Origin of the sequence: Polymorphospora sp. A560, assembly GCF_045781765.1 — a bacterium.
GTDB lineage: Bacteria > Actinomycetota > Actinomycetes > Mycobacteriales > Micromonosporaceae > Polymorphospora > Polymorphospora lycopeni.
On record NZ_CP122282.1, the window covers coordinates 1,705,325 to 1,721,603 of the forward strand.

The 16,279-nt window shown below is 70.6% G+C and carries 13 protein-coding genes, 2 tRNA genes and 1 pseudogene; 12 read left to right on the forward strand and 4 right to left on the reverse strand.

Annotation, left to right across the window (positions count from 1 at the left end; genetic code table 11):
* Nucleotides 1–3: 3 nt before the first annotated feature.
* The 4 genes from QCD66_RS07835 to QCD66_RS07850 all read left to right on the forward strand — a co-directional run bounded on the left by QCD66_RS07835 (nucleotide 4) and on the right by QCD66_RS07850 (nucleotide 6,910).
* On the forward strand, nucleotides 4–909 hold the full coding sequence (locus tag QCD66_RS07835) for a sulfotransferase (protein WP_364209183.1): 906 nt from the start codon (nucleotides 4–6) through the stop codon (nucleotides 907–909).
* A 226-nt stretch (nucleotides 910–1,135) separates the two neighbouring features.
* On the forward strand, nucleotides 1,136–3,952 hold the full coding sequence (locus QCD66_RS07840; protein ID WP_375733611.1) for a PQQ-dependent sugar dehydrogenase: 2,817 nt from the start codon (nucleotides 1,136–1,138) through the stop codon (nucleotides 3,950–3,952).
* Nucleotides 3,953–3,966: 14 nt separating this feature from the next.
* Nucleotides 3,967–5,682 carry a ThuA domain-containing protein gene (locus QCD66_RS07845; RefSeq protein ID WP_375733612.1) on the forward strand — a complete coding sequence of 572 codons (1,716 nt, stop codon included), beginning with the start codon at nucleotides 3,967–3,969 and terminating at the stop codon, nucleotides 5,680–5,682.
* A 220-nt stretch (nucleotides 5,683–5,902) separates the two neighbouring features.
* A complete protein-coding gene (locus QCD66_RS07850) occupies nucleotides 5,903–6,910 on the forward strand; it encodes a sugar phosphate isomerase/epimerase family protein (protein ID WP_364209192.1) in 1,008 nt (335 codons plus the stop codon).
* A 137-nt stretch (nucleotides 6,911–7,047) separates the two neighbouring features.
* Here the strand turns inward: QCD66_RS07850 and QCD66_RS07855 are convergent, their stop codons facing one another.
* A complete protein-coding gene (locus tag QCD66_RS07855) occupies nucleotides 7,048–7,398 on the reverse strand; it encodes a hypothetical protein (protein ID WP_364209195.1) in 351 nt (116 codons plus the stop codon).
* A gap of 260 nt (nucleotides 7,399–7,658) precedes the next feature.
* On the opposite strand from QCD66_RS07855, the gene QCD66_RS07860 reads away from it, so the two are divergent.
* Nucleotides 7,659–7,731, forward strand: a tRNA-Asn gene (locus tag QCD66_RS07860).
* Nucleotides 7,732–7,743: 12 nt separating this feature from the next.
* Entirely contained in the window at nucleotides 7,744–8,787 is a 1,044-nt protein-coding gene (locus QCD66_RS07865; RefSeq protein ID WP_375733661.1) for an FAD-dependent oxidoreductase, read from the forward strand.
* Here QCD66_RS07865 and QCD66_RS07870 read toward each other — a convergent pair.
* Nucleotides 8,766–10,217 (reverse strand): SDR family NAD(P)-dependent oxidoreductase, encoded by a 1,452-nt coding sequence (locus QCD66_RS07870; RefSeq protein WP_375733613.1) that lies wholly within the window; start codon nucleotides 10,215–10,217, stop codon nucleotides 8,766–8,768. The genes QCD66_RS07865 and QCD66_RS07870 overlap by 22 nt on opposite strands.
* A 285-nt stretch (nucleotides 10,218–10,502) precedes the next feature.
* Between QCD66_RS07870 and QCD66_RS07875 the strand changes: the two genes are divergently transcribed.
* The 6 genes and pseudogenes from QCD66_RS07875 to QCD66_RS07900 form a co-directional block, all read left to right on the forward strand.
* Nucleotides 10,503–11,447: a hypothetical protein gene (locus QCD66_RS07875; protein ID WP_375733614.1), complete on the forward strand. Its 945-nt coding sequence runs from the start codon at nucleotides 10,503–10,505 to the stop codon at nucleotides 11,445–11,447.
* Complete coding sequence (locus QCD66_RS07880) at nucleotides 11,444–13,153, forward strand: M16 family metallopeptidase (RefSeq protein WP_375733615.1); 1,710 nt, start codon at nucleotides 11,444–11,446, stop codon at nucleotides 13,151–13,153. Before QCD66_RS07875 ends, QCD66_RS07880 begins: the two co-directional genes overlap by 4 nt.
* A 93-nt stretch (nucleotides 13,154–13,246) precedes the next feature.
* Nucleotides 13,247–13,320: transfer RNA gene (locus tag QCD66_RS07885), tRNA-Ile, on the forward strand.
* Nucleotides 13,321–13,408: 88 nt separating this feature from the next.
* On the forward strand, nucleotides 13,409–13,726 hold the full coding sequence (locus QCD66_RS07890) for a hypothetical protein (RefSeq protein ID WP_375733616.1): 318 nt from the start codon (nucleotides 13,409–13,411) through the stop codon (nucleotides 13,724–13,726).
* Nucleotides 13,723–14,862, forward strand: a complete 1,140-nt coding sequence (locus QCD66_RS07895) for a hypothetical protein (protein ID WP_375733617.1) — start codon at nucleotides 13,723–13,725, stop codon at nucleotides 14,860–14,862. The genes QCD66_RS07890 and QCD66_RS07895 overlap by 4 nt, the downstream gene beginning before the upstream one ends.
* 248 nt (nucleotides 14,863–15,110) lie before the next feature.
* A pseudogene (locus QCD66_RS07900) lies at nucleotides 15,111–15,242 on the forward strand (helix-turn-helix domain-containing protein); the annotation flags it as partial.
* Nucleotides 15,243–15,412: 170 nt separating this feature from the next.
* Here QCD66_RS07900 and QCD66_RS07905 read toward each other — a convergent pair.
* Nucleotides 15,413–15,787: a type II toxin-antitoxin system VapC family toxin gene (locus QCD66_RS07905; RefSeq protein WP_375733618.1), complete on the reverse strand. Its 375-nt coding sequence runs from the start codon at nucleotides 15,785–15,787 to the stop codon at nucleotides 15,413–15,415.
* Nucleotides 15,784–16,038 carry a type II toxin-antitoxin system Phd/YefM family antitoxin gene (locus tag QCD66_RS07910; protein WP_375733619.1) on the reverse strand — a complete coding sequence of 85 codons (255 nt, stop codon included), beginning with the start codon at nucleotides 16,036–16,038 and terminating at the stop codon, nucleotides 15,784–15,786. The genes QCD66_RS07905 and QCD66_RS07910 overlap by 4 nt, the downstream gene beginning before the upstream one ends.
* Between the last annotated feature and the right edge of the window lie 241 nt (nucleotides 16,039–16,279).

Genomic DNA, 16,279 nt, shown 5'->3' on the forward strand with positions numbered 1-16,279 from the left:
CACGTGCTGTCAGTGGTGGCCGGCACCGGCCGGTGCGGTTCGACGCTGGTGCAGGAACTGATCGCCCGGCACCCGGACGTCGGCTTCGTCTCCGGCCTGGACGACAAGCTGTCCCGGCTCAACCTGCGCGGGCGGTTCAACGGCCGGCTCTACCGTGGCTCGGTGCCACGGCCGGCCGGGATGACCTCGCTGCGGCACAGCCGGAAGCTGCTGGAGCGCGGCCGGCTGCGGGTCGCGCCGTCCGAGGCGTACCAGTTGCTCGACCGGCAGGTGATGGCCGGCTTCTCCCGGCCGTGCCGGGACCTGGTCGCCGCCGACCTGACCCCGTTCGTGGCCCGCCGGCTGCGGGCGTTCTTCGACTCCCGGATCGAGCGGCAGGGCTGCTCGGTGCTGCTCCAGCCGGTCACCGGCTGGCCGCGGACCGGGTTCCTGCACGCCGCGTACCCGGACCTGCGGGTGGTCAACGTGGTCCGCGACGGGCGGGCGGTGGCCAACTCGTGGTTGCAGATGGGCTGGTGGGACGGCTGGCGCGGGCCGGACAACTGGCTCTACGGCCCGCTCCCCGGCGACCTGCGCGAGGAGTGGGAGGAGTCCGGGCGGTCGTTCCCGGTGCTCGCCGCGCTGGGCTGGAAGATGCTCATGGCGTCGTTCGGCGAGGCGCGGGCGGCGCACCCGACCGGGCAGTGGCTCGACGTCCGCTACGAGGACCTGATCGCCGACCCGCGCGGGCAGGTCGCCCGGATGCTCGACTTCCTCGGGCTGGAGTGGTCGCCGGCGTTCGACCGGGGCTTCGGGCGCTACGAGTTCCACGTCGGCCGGGGGGCGGCGTACCGCGACGAGTTGACTCCGGAGCAGGTCGCGGCGGTCGAGCGGGTGCTGGAGAAGCCGCTCGCCGAGTGGGGCTACTGAGCCGGACCGGCGGCGGCCTGGCCGGGGACTTTCGCTGGAACGAGCGAAAGGCGTCGTCAAAACATCGAAAGATGTAGACGTATCCACGTCCGCTGATTAATCTGTTCGCAACATACGGCGTCGCGGTGGTCATGGCACACCCCCGGCGGCGCCCGATCGTCACGGTCCCGGCGCGGCGGCGCGCGCCCGGCCCGAGCCATCCCCAGTCAGGAAGGGATGCACCGCCATGTCCATTTACCGTGGACGGGCGACCGGCGCCGCACTCGTGCTCGCCGCCGCCACCGTCCTGGTGCAGGCGGCCGGCCCACCGGCCGCCGCCCACCCGATCAACGCCACCGACTTCCAGCAGGTCACCCTCGCCAAGGGGGTCGCCGAGGTCGGCGAGCCGATGTCGCTCGCGGTCCTGCCGGACCGGTCCGTCCTGCACACCGCCCGCAACGGCACGGTCCGCCGCACCGACGCGGCCGGCACCACCACCGTCATCGGCAAGATCCCGGTCTACACCCACGACGAGGAGGGCCTGCAGGGCATCGGCGTCGACCCGAACTTCGCCACGAACCGGCACGTCTTCCTCTACTACGCGCCCCCACTGTCCACCCCGGGCGGCGACGCCCCGATCACCGGCACCGACTTCTCCGCCTGGCAGGGCGTCAACCGGCTGGCCCGCTTCACCGTCAACGCCGACTTCACCCTGAACCTGGGCAGCGAGGTCACCGTCCTCGACGTGCCCGCCGACCGCGGGCTGTGCTGCCACGTCGGCGGCGACATCGACTTCGACGCCGCCGGCAACCTCTACCTGTCGACCGGGGACGACACCAACCCGTTCGACTCCGCCGGCTACGCCCCGATCGACGAGCGGACCAACCGCAACCCCGGGTACGACGCCCAGCGCACCTCGGCCAACACCAACGACCTGCGCGGCAAGATCCTGCGGATCAGGGTCAACGCGAACGGGACGTACTCGATCCCGGCCGGTAACCTCTTCGCGCCCGGCACCGCGCGGACCCGGCCGGAGATCTACGCGATGGGCTTCCGCAACCCGTTCCGGATGAGCGTCGACAAGGCCACCGGCCACGTCTACGTCGGCGACTACGGCCCGGACGCCGGCTCCACCAACCCCAACCGGGGACCGTCCGGCCAGGTGGAGTTCAACCGGATCACCTCCCCGGGCAACTACGGCTGGCCGTACTGCACCGGCACCAACACGACCACCGAGACCTACAACGAGTGGGACTTCGCCACCGGCGCCAGCGGGCCGAAGTACAACTGCGCCGGCGGGCCGACCAACAACTCGTTCCGCAACACCGGCCTGACCACCCTGCCGCCGGCCCGGGCGGCCTGGATCCGGTACGGCGGCGACGCCGGCACCCCGCCCGCGTTCGGCGGCGGATCGGAGTCGCCGATGGCCGGACCCGTCTACCGCCACGACCCCGCCAACCCCTCGGCCACCAAGTTCCCGCAGTCCTTCGACGGGCAGTTCTTCGCCACCGAACTCGGCCGCGGCTGGATCAAGCCGATCCACCTCAACGCCGACGGCAGCCCTGGCACCATCGACACGTTCCCGTGGGTCGGCAAGCAGGTGATGGACTCCGCGTTCGGCCCGGACGGCGCGCTGTACGTCCTCGACTACGGCACCGGCTACTTCAACGGCGACGAGAACTCGGCCCTGTACCGCTTCGACTACCTCGGCGGCGGCAACCGGGCCCCGACCGCGGTCGCCGGCGCCACCCCGCTGTCCGGCCCCGCGCCGCTCACCGTCAGGTTCTCGTCCGCCGGCTCCGCCGACCCGGAGGGCGGCGCGCTGACGTACGCCTGGAACTTCGGCGACGGCACCACGTCGACGGCGGCGAACCCGACGAAGACGTACGCCACGAACGGGACCTACACCGCGACGCTGACCGTACGCGACCCGCAGGGCGCCACCGGCACGGCGAGCGTGACGGTCACCGTCGGCAACACCGCACCCCGGGTGACGATCAACTCGCCGAGGAGCGGGCAACTCTTCTCGTTCGGCGACACCGTCCCGTTCTCGATCACCGTCACCGACCCGGAGGACGGCACGATCGACTGCGGCAAGGTGAAGATGACGTACGTGCTCGGCCACGACAGCCACGGCCACCAGATCACCTCGACGAACGGCTGCTCCGGCTCGCTGACCGTGCCCAACGACGGCGAGCACGACGACGCCGCGAACATCTTCGCCGTCTTCGACGCCGAATACACCGACGCCGGCGGGCTGACCACGCACACCCAGCACATCCTCCAGCCCCGGCACCGGCAGGCCGAGCACCTCAAGACCAGTTCCGGGGTGAACACCTTCGCCAAGGCGACCGCCGAGGGCGGCCGGACCGTCGGCGACATCCACAACGGCGACTGGATCGCCTTCGACCCGTACGACATCTCCAACGCCACCTCGTTCACCGCCCGGGTCTCGTCGGCCGGCGTCGGCGGCACGGTCCAGGTCCGGGCCGGCTCGGCGACCGGTGCCGTGCTCGGCTCGGCGACCGCCCCCGTCACCGGCTCCTGGGACACGTTCACCGAGGTCACCGGCACGATCGCCAACCCGCCGGCCGGCACCACCACGCTCTACCTGACGTTCGCCGGCGGCAGCGGCGCGCTGTTCGACATCGACGCCTTCACCCTCGCCACCGGTACCACCCCCGGCGGCACCGGTCCGGTCGTCGGGCTGGCCGGCAAGTGTCTCGACGTACGCAACGCGGCGAGCGCCGACGGCACCCAGGTGCAGCTCTACACCTGTAACGGCTCGGCGGCGCAGACCTGGACGCGTAACGGGCAGACGTTGCGGGCACTGGGCAAGTGCCTGGACGTGTCGGGCGCGGGTACGGCGAACGGGACGAAGATCCAGTTGTGGACCTGCAACGGGACCGGGGCGCAGAACTGGACGCCACGGGCCGACCGGACGCTGCTCAACCCGGCGTCGGGCCGGTGCCTGGACGTGTCCGGCAACAACTCCGCCGACAGCACGCCCGTGCACCTGTGGGACTGCGGCACCGGTGCCAACCAGAAGTGGACCCTTCCCTGAGAAAGGAGCAGACCGTGCGTAGATTCGTCAGATCCTCGATCGGCCTCGCCACCGCCTGCCTGGCTGCCCTGGCCTGCACCAGCGCCCCCGCCGGCCCGGCCAGCGCCAGCCCCACCGACGCCCCCTACGACGTCCTGGTCTTCTCCAAGACCGCCGGCTTCCGCCACGACTCGATCCCGGTCGGCATCCAGACCATCCGCGACCTCGGCGCGGCCAACAACTTCACCGTCACCACCACCGAGGACGCCGCGGCGTTCACCACCGCCAACCTCAACCAGTACGAGGTGGTCGTCTTCCTCAACACCACCGGCGACGTGCTCAACGACACCCAGCAGGCGGCGTTCGAGGCGTACCTCGCCGGTGGCCGGGGGTACGTCGGCGTGCACGCCGCCGCCGACACCGAGTACGGCTGGTCCTTCTACGGCAACCTGGTCGGCGGCTACTTCGCCTCGCACCCGGCCATCCAGCAGGCGAACGTCAAGGTGGAGGACCGGGCGCACGCCGCCACCGCCCACCTGCCACAGACCTGGACCCGCACCGACGAGTGGTACAACTACCAGACCAACCCCCGCTCCGGCGCGAAGGTGCTGGCCACCCTCGACGAGTCGTCGTACTCCGGCGGGTCGATGGGCGCCGACCACCCGATCGCCTGGTGCAAGTCGTACGGCGGCGGCCGCTCCTTCTACACCGGCGGCGGCCACACCCAGGCGTCGTACGCCGAACCCGCGTTCCGGACCCACCTGCTCGGCGGGATCCGGTACGCCGCCGGACGGGTGCGCGCCGACTGCCGCGCCGAGACCGGCTACACCCCCCTCTACAACGGCTCGACCACCGGCTGGTCGCAGGCCGGGCCGGGCAGCTTCACCAACTCCGACGCGACCCTCACCTCGGTCGGCGGGATGGGCCTGTACTGGTACAGCGCCCGGCAGTTCACGTCGTACTCGCTGAAGCTGGACTGGCGGATGGCCGGCGACGACAACTCGGGCGTCTTCATCGGCTTCCCGCCGTCGACCGACCCGTGGTCGGCGGTGAACAACGGCTACGAGATCCAGATCGACGCGACCGACGCCGCCGACCGCACCACCGGCGCGGTCTACACGTTCAAGTCCGCCGATCTCGCCGCCCGCGATGCCGCGCTCAACCCGCCCGGCCAGTGGAACACGTACGAGTTGCTGGTCGAGGGGGAGCGGCTGCAGATCTTCCTCAACGGTGTGAAGATCAACGATTTCACCAACACCGACCCGGTCCGCTCGCTGGCCGGCCACATCGGGCTGCAGAACCACGGTACGGGCGACGACGTCTCGTTCCGCAACGTCCGGATCCGGGAACTCGGCGGCCCGCCGCCGACCGGCGGCACCGGTCCGGTGGTCGGGCTGGCCGGCAAGTGTCTGGACGTGCGTAACGCGGCGAGCGCCGACGGCACCCAGGTGCAGCTCTACACCTGTAACGGCTCGGCGGCGCAGACCTGGACGCGTAACGGGCAGACGTTGCGGGCACTGGGCAAGTGCCTGGACGTGTCGGGTGCGGGTACGGCGAACGGGACGAAGATCCAGTTGTGGACCTGCAACGGGACCGGCGCGCAGAACTGGACGCCGCAGGCGAACCAGACGCTGGTGAACCCGGCGTCGGGCAAGTGCCTGGATGTCTCCGGCAACAACTCCGCCGACAGCACCCCGGTGCACCTGTGGGCCTGCGGCAGCGGAGCGAACCAGAAGTGGACACTTCCCTGAGTTAGAGTGTGGTCGGCGACCCTCGGCGGTGGCCGGTGACCTGGCGGGAGGCGCAACCCGCTGGGCCCAGGTGTGAAGGCACCTGTCGGACCGGGTGTGAAAGCACCCACCGGTGACCGCCGTGGCCGCCACGCACCATGGCCTCCTCGCGCCACCCCACCGGCGCCGCGTCAGCGTGCCGCCGCCCGCGAATCCCGCGTCACGACAGGGGAGTAGGACAATGGCGCGACCCATCACGCTTTTCACCGGCCAGTGGGCCGACCTCCCGTTCGAGGAGGTGTGCCGGCTGGCCTCCGAGTGGGGCTACGACGGCCTGGAGATCGCCTGCGGCGGTGACCACTTCGAGGTCGACAAGGCACTGTCGGACGACACGTACGTCGACCGCAAGCGCGAGACGCTGGCCAAGTACAACCTCCAGGTCTTCGCGATCTCGGCCCACCTGGTCGGTCAGGCCGTCTGCGACCACCCGATCGACGAGCGGCACAAGGGCATCCTGCCCGGCCGGATCTGGGGGGACGGCGAGCCCGAGGGGGTCCGGCAGCGGGCCGCCGAGGAACTCAAGAACACCGCCCGCGCCGCCGCGAAGTTCGGCGTCAGGACCGTCATCGGCTTCACCGGGTCGTCGATCTGGCACACGCTGGCCATGTTCCCGCCGGTGCCGCCGGAGATGATCGACCGTGGCTACCAGGACTTCGCCGACCGCTGGAACCCGATCCTCGACGTCTTCGACGAGGTCGGCGTCCGCTTCGCCCACGAGGTGCACCCCAGCGAGATCGCGTACGACTACTACACCACCAAGCGCACGCTGGAGGCGATCGGCCACCGGCCGGCGTTCGGCCTCAACTGGGACCCGTCGCACTTCGTGTGGCAGGAACTCGACCCGGTGAACTTCATCTTCGACTTCGCCGACCGGATCTACCACGTCGACTGCAAGGACGCGAAGGTCCGTACCGGGGACGGCCGGCGCGGCCGGCTCGCCTCCCACCTGCCGTGGGCGGATATGCGCCGGGGTTGGGACTTCGTCTCCACCGGTCACGGCGACGTGCCGTGGGAGGACTGCTTCCGGGCGCTGAACGCGATCGGCTACGACGGCCCGATCTCGATCGAGTGGGAGGACGCCGGCATGGACCGCCTGGTCGGTGCGCCCGACGCGCTGGCGTTCGTCCGTAGGCTGGCCTTCGACCCGCCGACCGCCGCGTTCGACGCGGCCTTCTCGACCAAGGACTGACCCGGCCTTTTCGACCAGGGACTGCACCCGGTCTTTTCGACCAGGGACTGACCCGGTCTTCTCGATCAAGGAATGACCTGGACGAAAAAAGGGGGGCCGGTCGCCTGGCGACCGGCCCCCCTTTTCGCTACCCGGGATTAGAGGGTGCTGCCGTTGGTGTTCGGGCTCGACGGCTTCGGCGTCGACGCCTTCGAGGTCGAAGCCGATCCGCTGCCCACGGACGAGCCGGCGAAGTCGTCGACCGGGCTCGCCGAACCGCCGCCGATGCTCAGCTTCTCGCCGAGTCGGGTGTGGCTCAGGCGGTCCCTGCCCTCGGTGTAGAGGCGGTTCGCCTGCGCCTGGGCGACGCCGGCGGCCTCCTGCACCGTCGGATGGTCGAGGACCTTGCGGCCCTTGACGACCAGCTCGTCGTACTTTTCGCGGCCCGCCCGGGCGCCGAGTACGAAGCCCGCCGCGACCCCGGCGATGAACCAAAGCTTTCCGCGCATTGCGGCTCCCTCCATGCCTGACGCGGTGTTGCTCCCCGGGACCTGCCCGGCGGTCAACGGTGTCGCGCCTGCGTCGTCTGTCCTGCGTTACCTACCCATCCTCCTCCGAGACCATGCACATCTGGGTGCGCCACGGCGATTTGCCCAGATTTGATGGGGTGGCGTGTCGCGAAGAACCCCCTGGACCGAAGGTGGGGGAGTTGCTGTAAAGTTGTGCCGGCACCAGGGGCCGGAGAGATCCGGAACCCGGCGCACAGCAGTCCCCCGTAGCTCAATTGGCAGAGCAGCCGGCTGTTAACCGGCAGGTTTTTGGTTCGAGTCCAAACGGGGGAGCTTTTTGTGGGCATACCCATTGTCGACACCGATGTTCTCGTCATCGGCGCCGGTCTGGCCGGCCTCGCCGCGGCCCGCCGACTGCACCGGCTCACCAACCCGCTGCGCGACCCCACTGGCGCACCCTCCGCCGCCCTGGCCGGCATCGGCCGGCTGTCCGACCGGCTCCGGTTCGCCGCGCTGGCCACCCGGCTCGCCACCATCGACCCGGACCGGCTGCTCGCCGCACCCGAGGTCAGCACCCAGACCGCGTTGCGCCGCGCCGGTCTGTCCCACCGGATCATCGAGGAACTTCTCCGGCCGTTCCTGTCCGGCGTCTTCGCCGACCGCGAGCTGACGACCTCCAGCCACGTGTTCGCGATGGTCGTCCGCTCGTTCGCCCGCGGCCGGATCGGCGTACCCGCCCGGGGGATGGCCGCCCTGCCCCGGGCGCTGGCCGCGCCACTGCCCGCCGACCGCATCCGGCTGGACACCCCGGTCGAGCGCGTCGCACCCGGCGCCGTCCACACCGCCGCCGCCCGGATCGGTTGCCGGGCGGTGCTGATCGCCACCGATCCGACCACCGCCGCCCGGCTGCTCCCCGATCTGCCGGCTCCCCGGATGCGGGCACTGACCACCTACTACCACGCCGCGCCCGAGGCACCGCTGCGCGAACCCGTCCTGCTGCTCGACGGCGACCGGCGCGAACTCGTCGCCAACACCGTCGTCGTCAGCAACGCCGCGCCGACGTACGCGCCACCCGGCCGGCACCTGATCGCGACCTCGGTCGCCGGTCCGGCGGTACCCGAGCCCGTCGTACGGGCCGAACTCGCCCGCCTCTACGGGCGCCCCACCGCCGACTGGACCCACCTGACCACGGTCGAGCTGCCGCAGGCCCTGCCGGCCGCCGACCCGCCCCAGGGGCACCTGCGCAAACCCGTCGCCCTCGGCGACCGGCGCTACGTCGCCGGCGACCACCGGGACAGCCCGTCGATCCAGGGCGCCCTGGCCAGCGGCTGGCGTGCCGCCGGCGCCGTCCTGCGCGACCTACGGGCTCACCACGCCGACGGGGAGTAGTCCTTCAGGAAGCAGCCGTACACGTCCTCGCCCTGCTCGCCGCGCACGATCGGGTCGTACACCCGGGCCGCCCCGTCGACTAGGTCCAGCGGCGCGTGGAACCCCGCCTCGGCCAGCCGCATCTTCGTCGGATGCGGCCGCTCGTCGGTGATCCAGCCGGTGTCCACACTCGTCATCAGGATGCCCTCGGCGAACATGTCGGCCGCGCTGGTGCGGGTCAGCATGTTCAGCGCCGCCTTGGCCATGTTGGTGTGCGGGTGGCCGGCGCCCTTGTAGCCCCGGCTGAACTGGCCCTCCATCGCCGAGACGTTCACCACGTACTTGCGCCGTGCCGGTGCCGCCGCCAGCACCGGCCGCAGCCGGCTGACCAGCACGAACGGGGCGGTCACGTTGCACAACTGCACCTCGAGCAGTTCCAGCGGGTCGACCTCGTGCACCCGCTGGCTCCAGCTGTTGACCGGGTCCAGGTCGGGCACCAGACCGCCGGCGTCGATCGCCGTCAGGGTCGCGATCCGGTCCGGGGTCGCCGACCGGCTGGTCAGCGCCAGCGCCGTCAGCGCCTGCGGGGTGAACATGCCGCCGCCGGCCTCACCGGCGGTCAGCTCGGACCGGCCGGCACCGCCGAAGATCACCAGCTCGGGCAGCGAGCCCTCCGGCAGCGGCGCCGATTCCGCCGCGACCAACTGCGCGTACGCCCCGGCGGAACGCCGTACGGTCTGCGCCGCGTTGTTGATCAGGATGTCCAGCGGGCCCTGCCCGGCGACCGAGTCGGCCAGGGCGACCACCTGCGCCGGGTCCCGCAGGTCGATGCCGACCACCTGCAACCGGTGCAGCCAGTCGGCGCTGTCCGGCATCGCCTTGAAACGGCGTACGGCGTCGTGCGGGAAGCGGGTCGTGATCGTGGTGTGCGCCCCGTCGCGCAGCAACCGCAGCGCGATGTACATGCCGATCTTCGCCCGGCCACCGGTCAGCAGCGCCCGTCGCCCGGTCAGGTCGGCCCGGGCGTCCCGCCGATCCCGGTTGATCTTCGCGCACGCCGGGCAGAGTTGGTGGTAGAAGGCGTCCACGTCGTGGTAGCGCTCCTTGCAGACGTAGCAGGCGCGCGGACGCAGCAGCCGGCCCGCGCTCGCCCCGCTCGTCGGCGACACCAGCGGGATGCCCTTGGTCTCGTCGTCGATCCGGCCCGGCGCCCCGGTCGCGGTCGCCGCCGTCACCGCCTCGTCCGCGGCGAGCACCGCCTCCCGCCGGTCCCGGCGCCGGTGCTTCTTCACCGTCTTGAACAACCGGGCCGTCGCCCGCCGCACCCGCACCGCGTCCGGATGCTCGATCGGCAGGTCGTCGACCGCGGCCAGCACCCGCAGGCACACCTCGAGATCCGCCGGGTCGATCCCCGCCGCGCCCGCCGCCTGGTCGTACCCGTTCGCCGTCATGTCCCGAGCCGCTTCCGTTCCGCTTCCACCGGGCCGCCGACCAGCCCGCCCTGCGGACTCTACGCAACCGCCCGCCGCCCGCGAAAACCCGCCAAGATCCGCGTGATCAGGGAGTTGGGCCGTCGCCACGCCGGCGACACTCCCGACCTGGTCCCTGATCACGCGGATCTTGCGAGTGGGTCCGGAAAGAGGGACGTGGAAAGGAGCCGTCCGGCGTCCCAACCTGACCGGACGTCGCCCGAAAGTGGATCTCGCCGGAGTCGACCCGCCTCTAGGATCGCCGCCATGCCCGCACCCCTGCTCGCCCCCGACTTCGACGCCGCGACGGCGTTTCCCGAGGTGGCCGCGCTACGCAGCGCACTGGCGGCGCACGACCTTCCCACCGTACGGGCCGTGTTCGACGCCGCGGACCCGGACACCCGCACCATGCTCGTCTGGGAGGCCGGCGAGCAGCGCGGGATCGAAGATCACCTGCTGCGGGCCGTCGACGCCGACCCGGCCGACACGCTCGCGGCCACCCTGCTGGCCGTCAACCACATCTCGATCGGCTGGGAGATCCGCACCGACGCCCGGGCACAGCACGTCAGCGCCGGGCAGTTCGCCGCACTGCACGATCACCTGCGCCGGGCCGAGCGACTGCTGATCGACGTCACCGCCCGGGAACCCGACAACGCCCCGGCCTGGAACCTGCGCATGACCACCGCCCGCGGACTCCAGTTCGGCCAGGCGGAAACCCGCCGACGCTACGACCGGCTGGCCCGGCACCACCCCCACGACCTGGCCGCCCAACGGAACCTGCTGCAACAGCTCTGCCCGAAGTGGAGCGGCAGCTGGCCGGCGGTGCACGCGTTCGCCAAGGAGTGCGCCGACGCGGCCCCACCCGGCGCCCCCAACGCCGTACTGGTCCTCGACGGCCACCTCGAACGTTGGCTGGACGCCGGCGACCAGGGACAGCGGTACCTGGCGGAGGCCACCGTCCGGCAGGAGATCCGGGAGGCCGCGCAACGTTCCGTGCTCCACCCCGACTTCCGGGAACGGGTCGGCTGGGTCGGGGTACGCAACACCTTCGCGATGATGTTCTGGCTCATCGACGACTACGCCGCCGCGGCCACCCAGTTCACGGCCCTCGGCAACCTCGCCACCGAAAGCCCGTGGCACTACCTCGGCGACGCCGCCACCCAGTTCCAACGATGCCGCGCAGAGGCGTTCGCGAAAGGCGGACAGCAGTGATCACGCAGACCGAGGTCGACGGCGTACCGACCCTGCTCGCCCCCAACCCCAACGGACCCCTGATCGCCGGGCTGACCTTCCGGGTCGGCCAGGCCGACGAGACCCTCGCCCGCGCGGGAATCACCCACCTGCTCGAACACCTCGCCCTGCACCAGTTCGGCCTCACCGACTACCACTACAACGGCAGCACCGGCGCGGTCGTCACCCATTTCCACACCCAGGGCAGCCCCGAGAAGGTCACCGCCTTCGTCAACGGTGTCTGCGCCGCGCTCGGCAACCTGCCGATGGACCGCCTCGACATGGAGAAGGGCATCCTGCGTACGGAGCGAGGCAGCCGCGTCCCCGGCTACGGTGAGCCGCTCGCGGTCTGGCGGCACGGCGCGATCGGCTACGGCCTGCCCGGCCATCCCGAGTTCGGGCTGCGCTCCGTCGGCCCCGACGACCTGCGCGCCTGGGCCGCCCGCTACTTCACCCGGGACAACGCCGTGCTCTGGATCGCCGGCGACGCCGTCCCGGCGGGCCTGCGCCTCGACCTGCCCGGTGGCACCCGGCAACCGGTTCCCCCGGCCTGGTCCGCGCTGCCGGAGACGCCCGCCTACTTCTGCGGCGGCGCCTCCCGGATCGTCGCCTTCGACGCCGTGGTCAGGCGCTCCGTCGCCGCCGGCATCTACACCGCCGTCCTCGAACGGGAACTCTTCCGCGCCCTGCGCCAGGAGGACGGACTGTCCTACATGGCCACCGCGACCTACAGCCCGCGCGGCGACGACCACGCCATGGTCACCGCCGCCGCCGACGCCCTGCCCGACAAGCACGGCGCGGTACTCGGCGGATTCGTCGACGTCCTCGCCAAACTCCGCGTCGGCCGAATCGAGCAGGCCGACCTCGACACCGTGTGCGCGGCGACGGAGGAGACCTACAGCCGGGCCGACTTCGACGCCGCCCGGCTGCCCGGCGCCGCCCTCAACCACCTGACCGGCCAGTCCAACCTCAGCACCGACGAGATGCGTGCCGAACTGAAGGCGGTCACCCTCGCCGACGTCCACGCGGTCGCCGTCGAGGCCGCCGGCACCGCCCTGCTGATGGTGCCCGGCAGTCGTGGTGCCGAGTGGGCGGGGTTCGCCGCCGCCCCCACCCACTCCACGTCCGCCGTCACCGGCCGGCGTGCCGCCTCCCGTACCGCGGGCGACGAGACCGGCCTCGTCATCGGCCCGTACGGCGTGACCCTCGACCAACCGGACGCCCCGGTCACCGTCGAGTACGCCAACTGTGCCGCCCTGCTCGTCTGGCCCGACGGCGGCCGCCAACTCATCGGCGCCGACGCCCTCTTCGTACCGGTCGAACCCACGATGTACGGCGTGACCGCCGCCGACGTCGCCGCCATCGACAACATCGTGCCCGCCGACCGGCACGTGCCGATGCCGGCCCGCGACCCGGAGAGCATTCCCGTGCCACCGGCCGAGCAGGCCGTCGTGCCGAAGGGGCTGCGGCTGCCCAGGTGGTACGAGGCACTGGGGCTGCTCTTCTTCGGCATCCTCGCGCTCCCGTTGCTTCTTCTCATCGTGGTGCAGGGCATCCTCATCGTCACCGGTGACGCCGACGATCCGGACAGTTGGCTCTTCATGGGCGTGTTGCTCGGCCTGACCGCCGGAGTCGCCTGGCCGATCGTCGCCCTGCTGCGCCGGCTCCGCCGGCCGTTGCGGAGGTAGCCGGCGGCCGGTGGGCCCGCCGGCGGCCGGTCGGGCCCACGTGAAGATGGTGGCAGGGCGGCTGGTCGCGGGTTAGGATCCCCGCGCCGGCACGGGGCGGTAGCTCAGCAGGTTAGAGCAGTCGACTCATAATCGATCGGTCACGGGTTCGAGTCCCGTCCGCCCCACTTTGATTTTGCATGCGAACCACGGCCCGGTGGTTCGCTGTCATCGGCTGCTGGTGAAGCGCTGGATGCAGTTCTCTATCCTGCGCGGGTGTCTTCTTCGCTCAGTGATGCCGAGCTCGACGCCTTGGTCGCCGAGGCGGTCGTGGACTGCTACGACGAGCATGAGCAGTTCAGTGGCCTCTTCATCATGATCCAGGACAATCTGGCGGCGCCTTTCGACACCGAGGTTCTCGGTGTGCCGGTGGTGGTCCGGAAGGTGGATCTGCGCTCGTCAGGGATCGTAGCGATCTGCCATCGTGGCCGGCTGCGGCAGGCGATCGGGATTCTGGATCTTCCGTTGCCGGATCCTGCGCCGGATGGCGCGCAGTGGATCGAGGCGTACCGGCGGTGGGCGGGGGCCCGGTGAGCGAATACCAGTACTACGAGTTTGTGGCGCTCGACCAGGCGTTGACGGCGAAGCAGCAGGGCGAGCTGCGGGCGGTGTCGTCTCGGGGTCGGATCACGTCGTCGAGTTTCGTCAACGACTACCAGTGGGGCGATCTCAAGGCCGATCCGGCCAAGTGGATGGAGCGATACTTCGACGCGCACCTCTATCTGGCGAACTGGGGCACGCGGCGGATCATGCTGCGGTTGCCCCGAGCGTCGCTGGACCCGGGGACAGCGGCGAAGTTCTGTGTCGGTGAGTCGGCCGGCTCCTGGGCGACCCGTACCCATGTGATCCTGGATCTTCGTACTGAGGACGAGGACGGCGACGAGGAGTGGTGGGACGAGGAGGGGCGGCTCGCGGCGATCGTTCCGGCCCGGGCGGAGCTGGCCGGCGGTGATCGGCGGCTGTTGTATCTGGCCTGGCTGCTGTGCGTACAGAACCGGGAGTTGGATGATGACGAGCCGGAGCCGCCGGTCCCGGCCGGACTGGTGAAGCTGAGCGGGCCGTTGCGGGCCTTGGCCGATTTCCTTCGCCTGGACGCCGATCTGCTGGACGTGGCGGCAGCGGCGAGTCGGCCGATGACCGAAGCGGCGCCTTCGGCCGCTGTTCTCCGCCGCTGGGTGAAGGGCCTGCCGGTGGCGGACAAGGACGAGTTGTTGCTGCGGGTGCTGCGTGGTGAAGTCGGGTTGCTGCGGTCGGAGTTGTTGCGGCGGTTTCACGGTGCGGCGGAGGAAAATCCAACCGGGAAGGGCCGGACCGCCGGGGAACTGCTCGCCGCCGCCGAGGATCGCTGGGCTGTGCGGCAGCAGCAAATGCGGGAGCGTGAGGCGGGCGAGCGTAAGCGTCGTGAGGAAGCGGCAGCCGCGGCCCGCGAGCAGCGTCTGGACAAGCTGGCACGGAACCCGGTGACCGCTTGGGACCAGGCGGACAAACTGATCGCGACGAAGCGTCCGAAGGACTACGACACGGCGGTCACTCTGCTTTTGGATCTTCAGGCGCTGGCGGTACGGGAGGGCGAGATCTTCGAATTCGCGGAGCAGATGACCCGGTTGCGGGAGCGTCATGCCCGGAAGCCGAGCCTGATCGACCGTTTCGACCGGGCCCGGCTGGACTGACTCACCTGTCGGGCTCGCGGCGGCCGGCGTGTGAAGATTGGCCGGTGGTGTCCGTTGACGCGGTGACTGACGACGAGGTAGCTCGACTGCGGCGTGAGTTGGAGCGGGGCTGCGGGCGGGGAACCATCGGCTGTCGTGTCTGCTGGATCTGCGAGGTCAGGACACCGCTCCGGCTCCGGAGCAACTCGCCGTGATCGCTACGCCGGGACGAGGCGCACCGTGTCGAAGAGGAGGAACGGGAGCTTCGTGAGCATCGGGGCTGGAGTCAGTCGCAGCTTGCCCAGGCGTCGGGAATGACCCAGTCGGCGGTTGCCCGGCTCGAGGCGGGTGGCAGGGGTGGTACCTCCGGTCAACTCAAACGGATACCCGAACAGCCGTAGGCCACGGCTGATCTTTCCGCCGCACTGCCATACCTGGGTCGGACACCGTACCTGGAGCAGTTCGGCGAGCGCGTTGTATGACTTGATCGCGCTGTTGAGCTGTGCCTCCGCGGTTCGTGTGACCGGAGGATGTGTCCGGCGGGTGCCGAACGCCGGACGTGCGGTGTTGGTCAGATCTTGAGGACGTCCACGTCGTACAGCGCTATTGACGTGTCGCGGGAGGCGAGAGTCAAGCCTTCGGTGATCGCTTGTGCCACCAGCATGCGGTCGAAGGGGTCGCGATGATGCGGTGGCAGGCGGCTGGCGACGATGGCGTGGGCGTGCGTCACAGGCAGCTCACGGAAGCCCATGTCCTTTACCCGCTCGGCGAGGTCGGGCGGTCCGGCGAGCTTCCCCGCGCTCTGTTTGATGGTGATCTCCCACAGGCTGACGGGGGAGAGGAAGATGTCCGGGTCGTGGCGTAGCCGGTCGAGGAACTCGGCGCCGAGCGTCGCGTCGCCGGTGATGGCCCACAGGGCGACGTGCGTGTCCAGTAGGAGGGTCATGCGCCGATGCCGAAGTCGGCGGCGATCTCGGCGTTGGTCTGAGGCGAGTCCCAGTCGCCTGACAGATCCAGTTGGCCGGCGAGGGAGCCGACTGCGGTGCGGTTGGCTCGCCGCACCAGCGGCACGACCTTCGCCACCGGGGTGCCCGCCCGGTCGATGATGATCTCTTCGCCGCGTTCCACCCGCTCGATGATGCGCGACAGATGGGTCTTGGCATCGTGCATGTTGTAGTGCACGGCCTCGGGCGACATGACGAAACCTCCTCGCTTAGCTAATAGCTTAGCCCGCTTGGATCCGATGTCGCCACGGGTTCGTCGATGCGCGTCGCGTGCTCGGTTTCCCGCCGTCAGGCCGAGGTCATCGAGTAGCCCAACGGCCCTGAGCGGGGCAGAGTCCGCGACGAGTTGCGCGACTCGCGGATCAGACGGCCGGCCTGGGGGCGTTCGGAGCGTGGCAGGCCTGCGGTACGCCCATCGAGGCACTGCTTAAGGT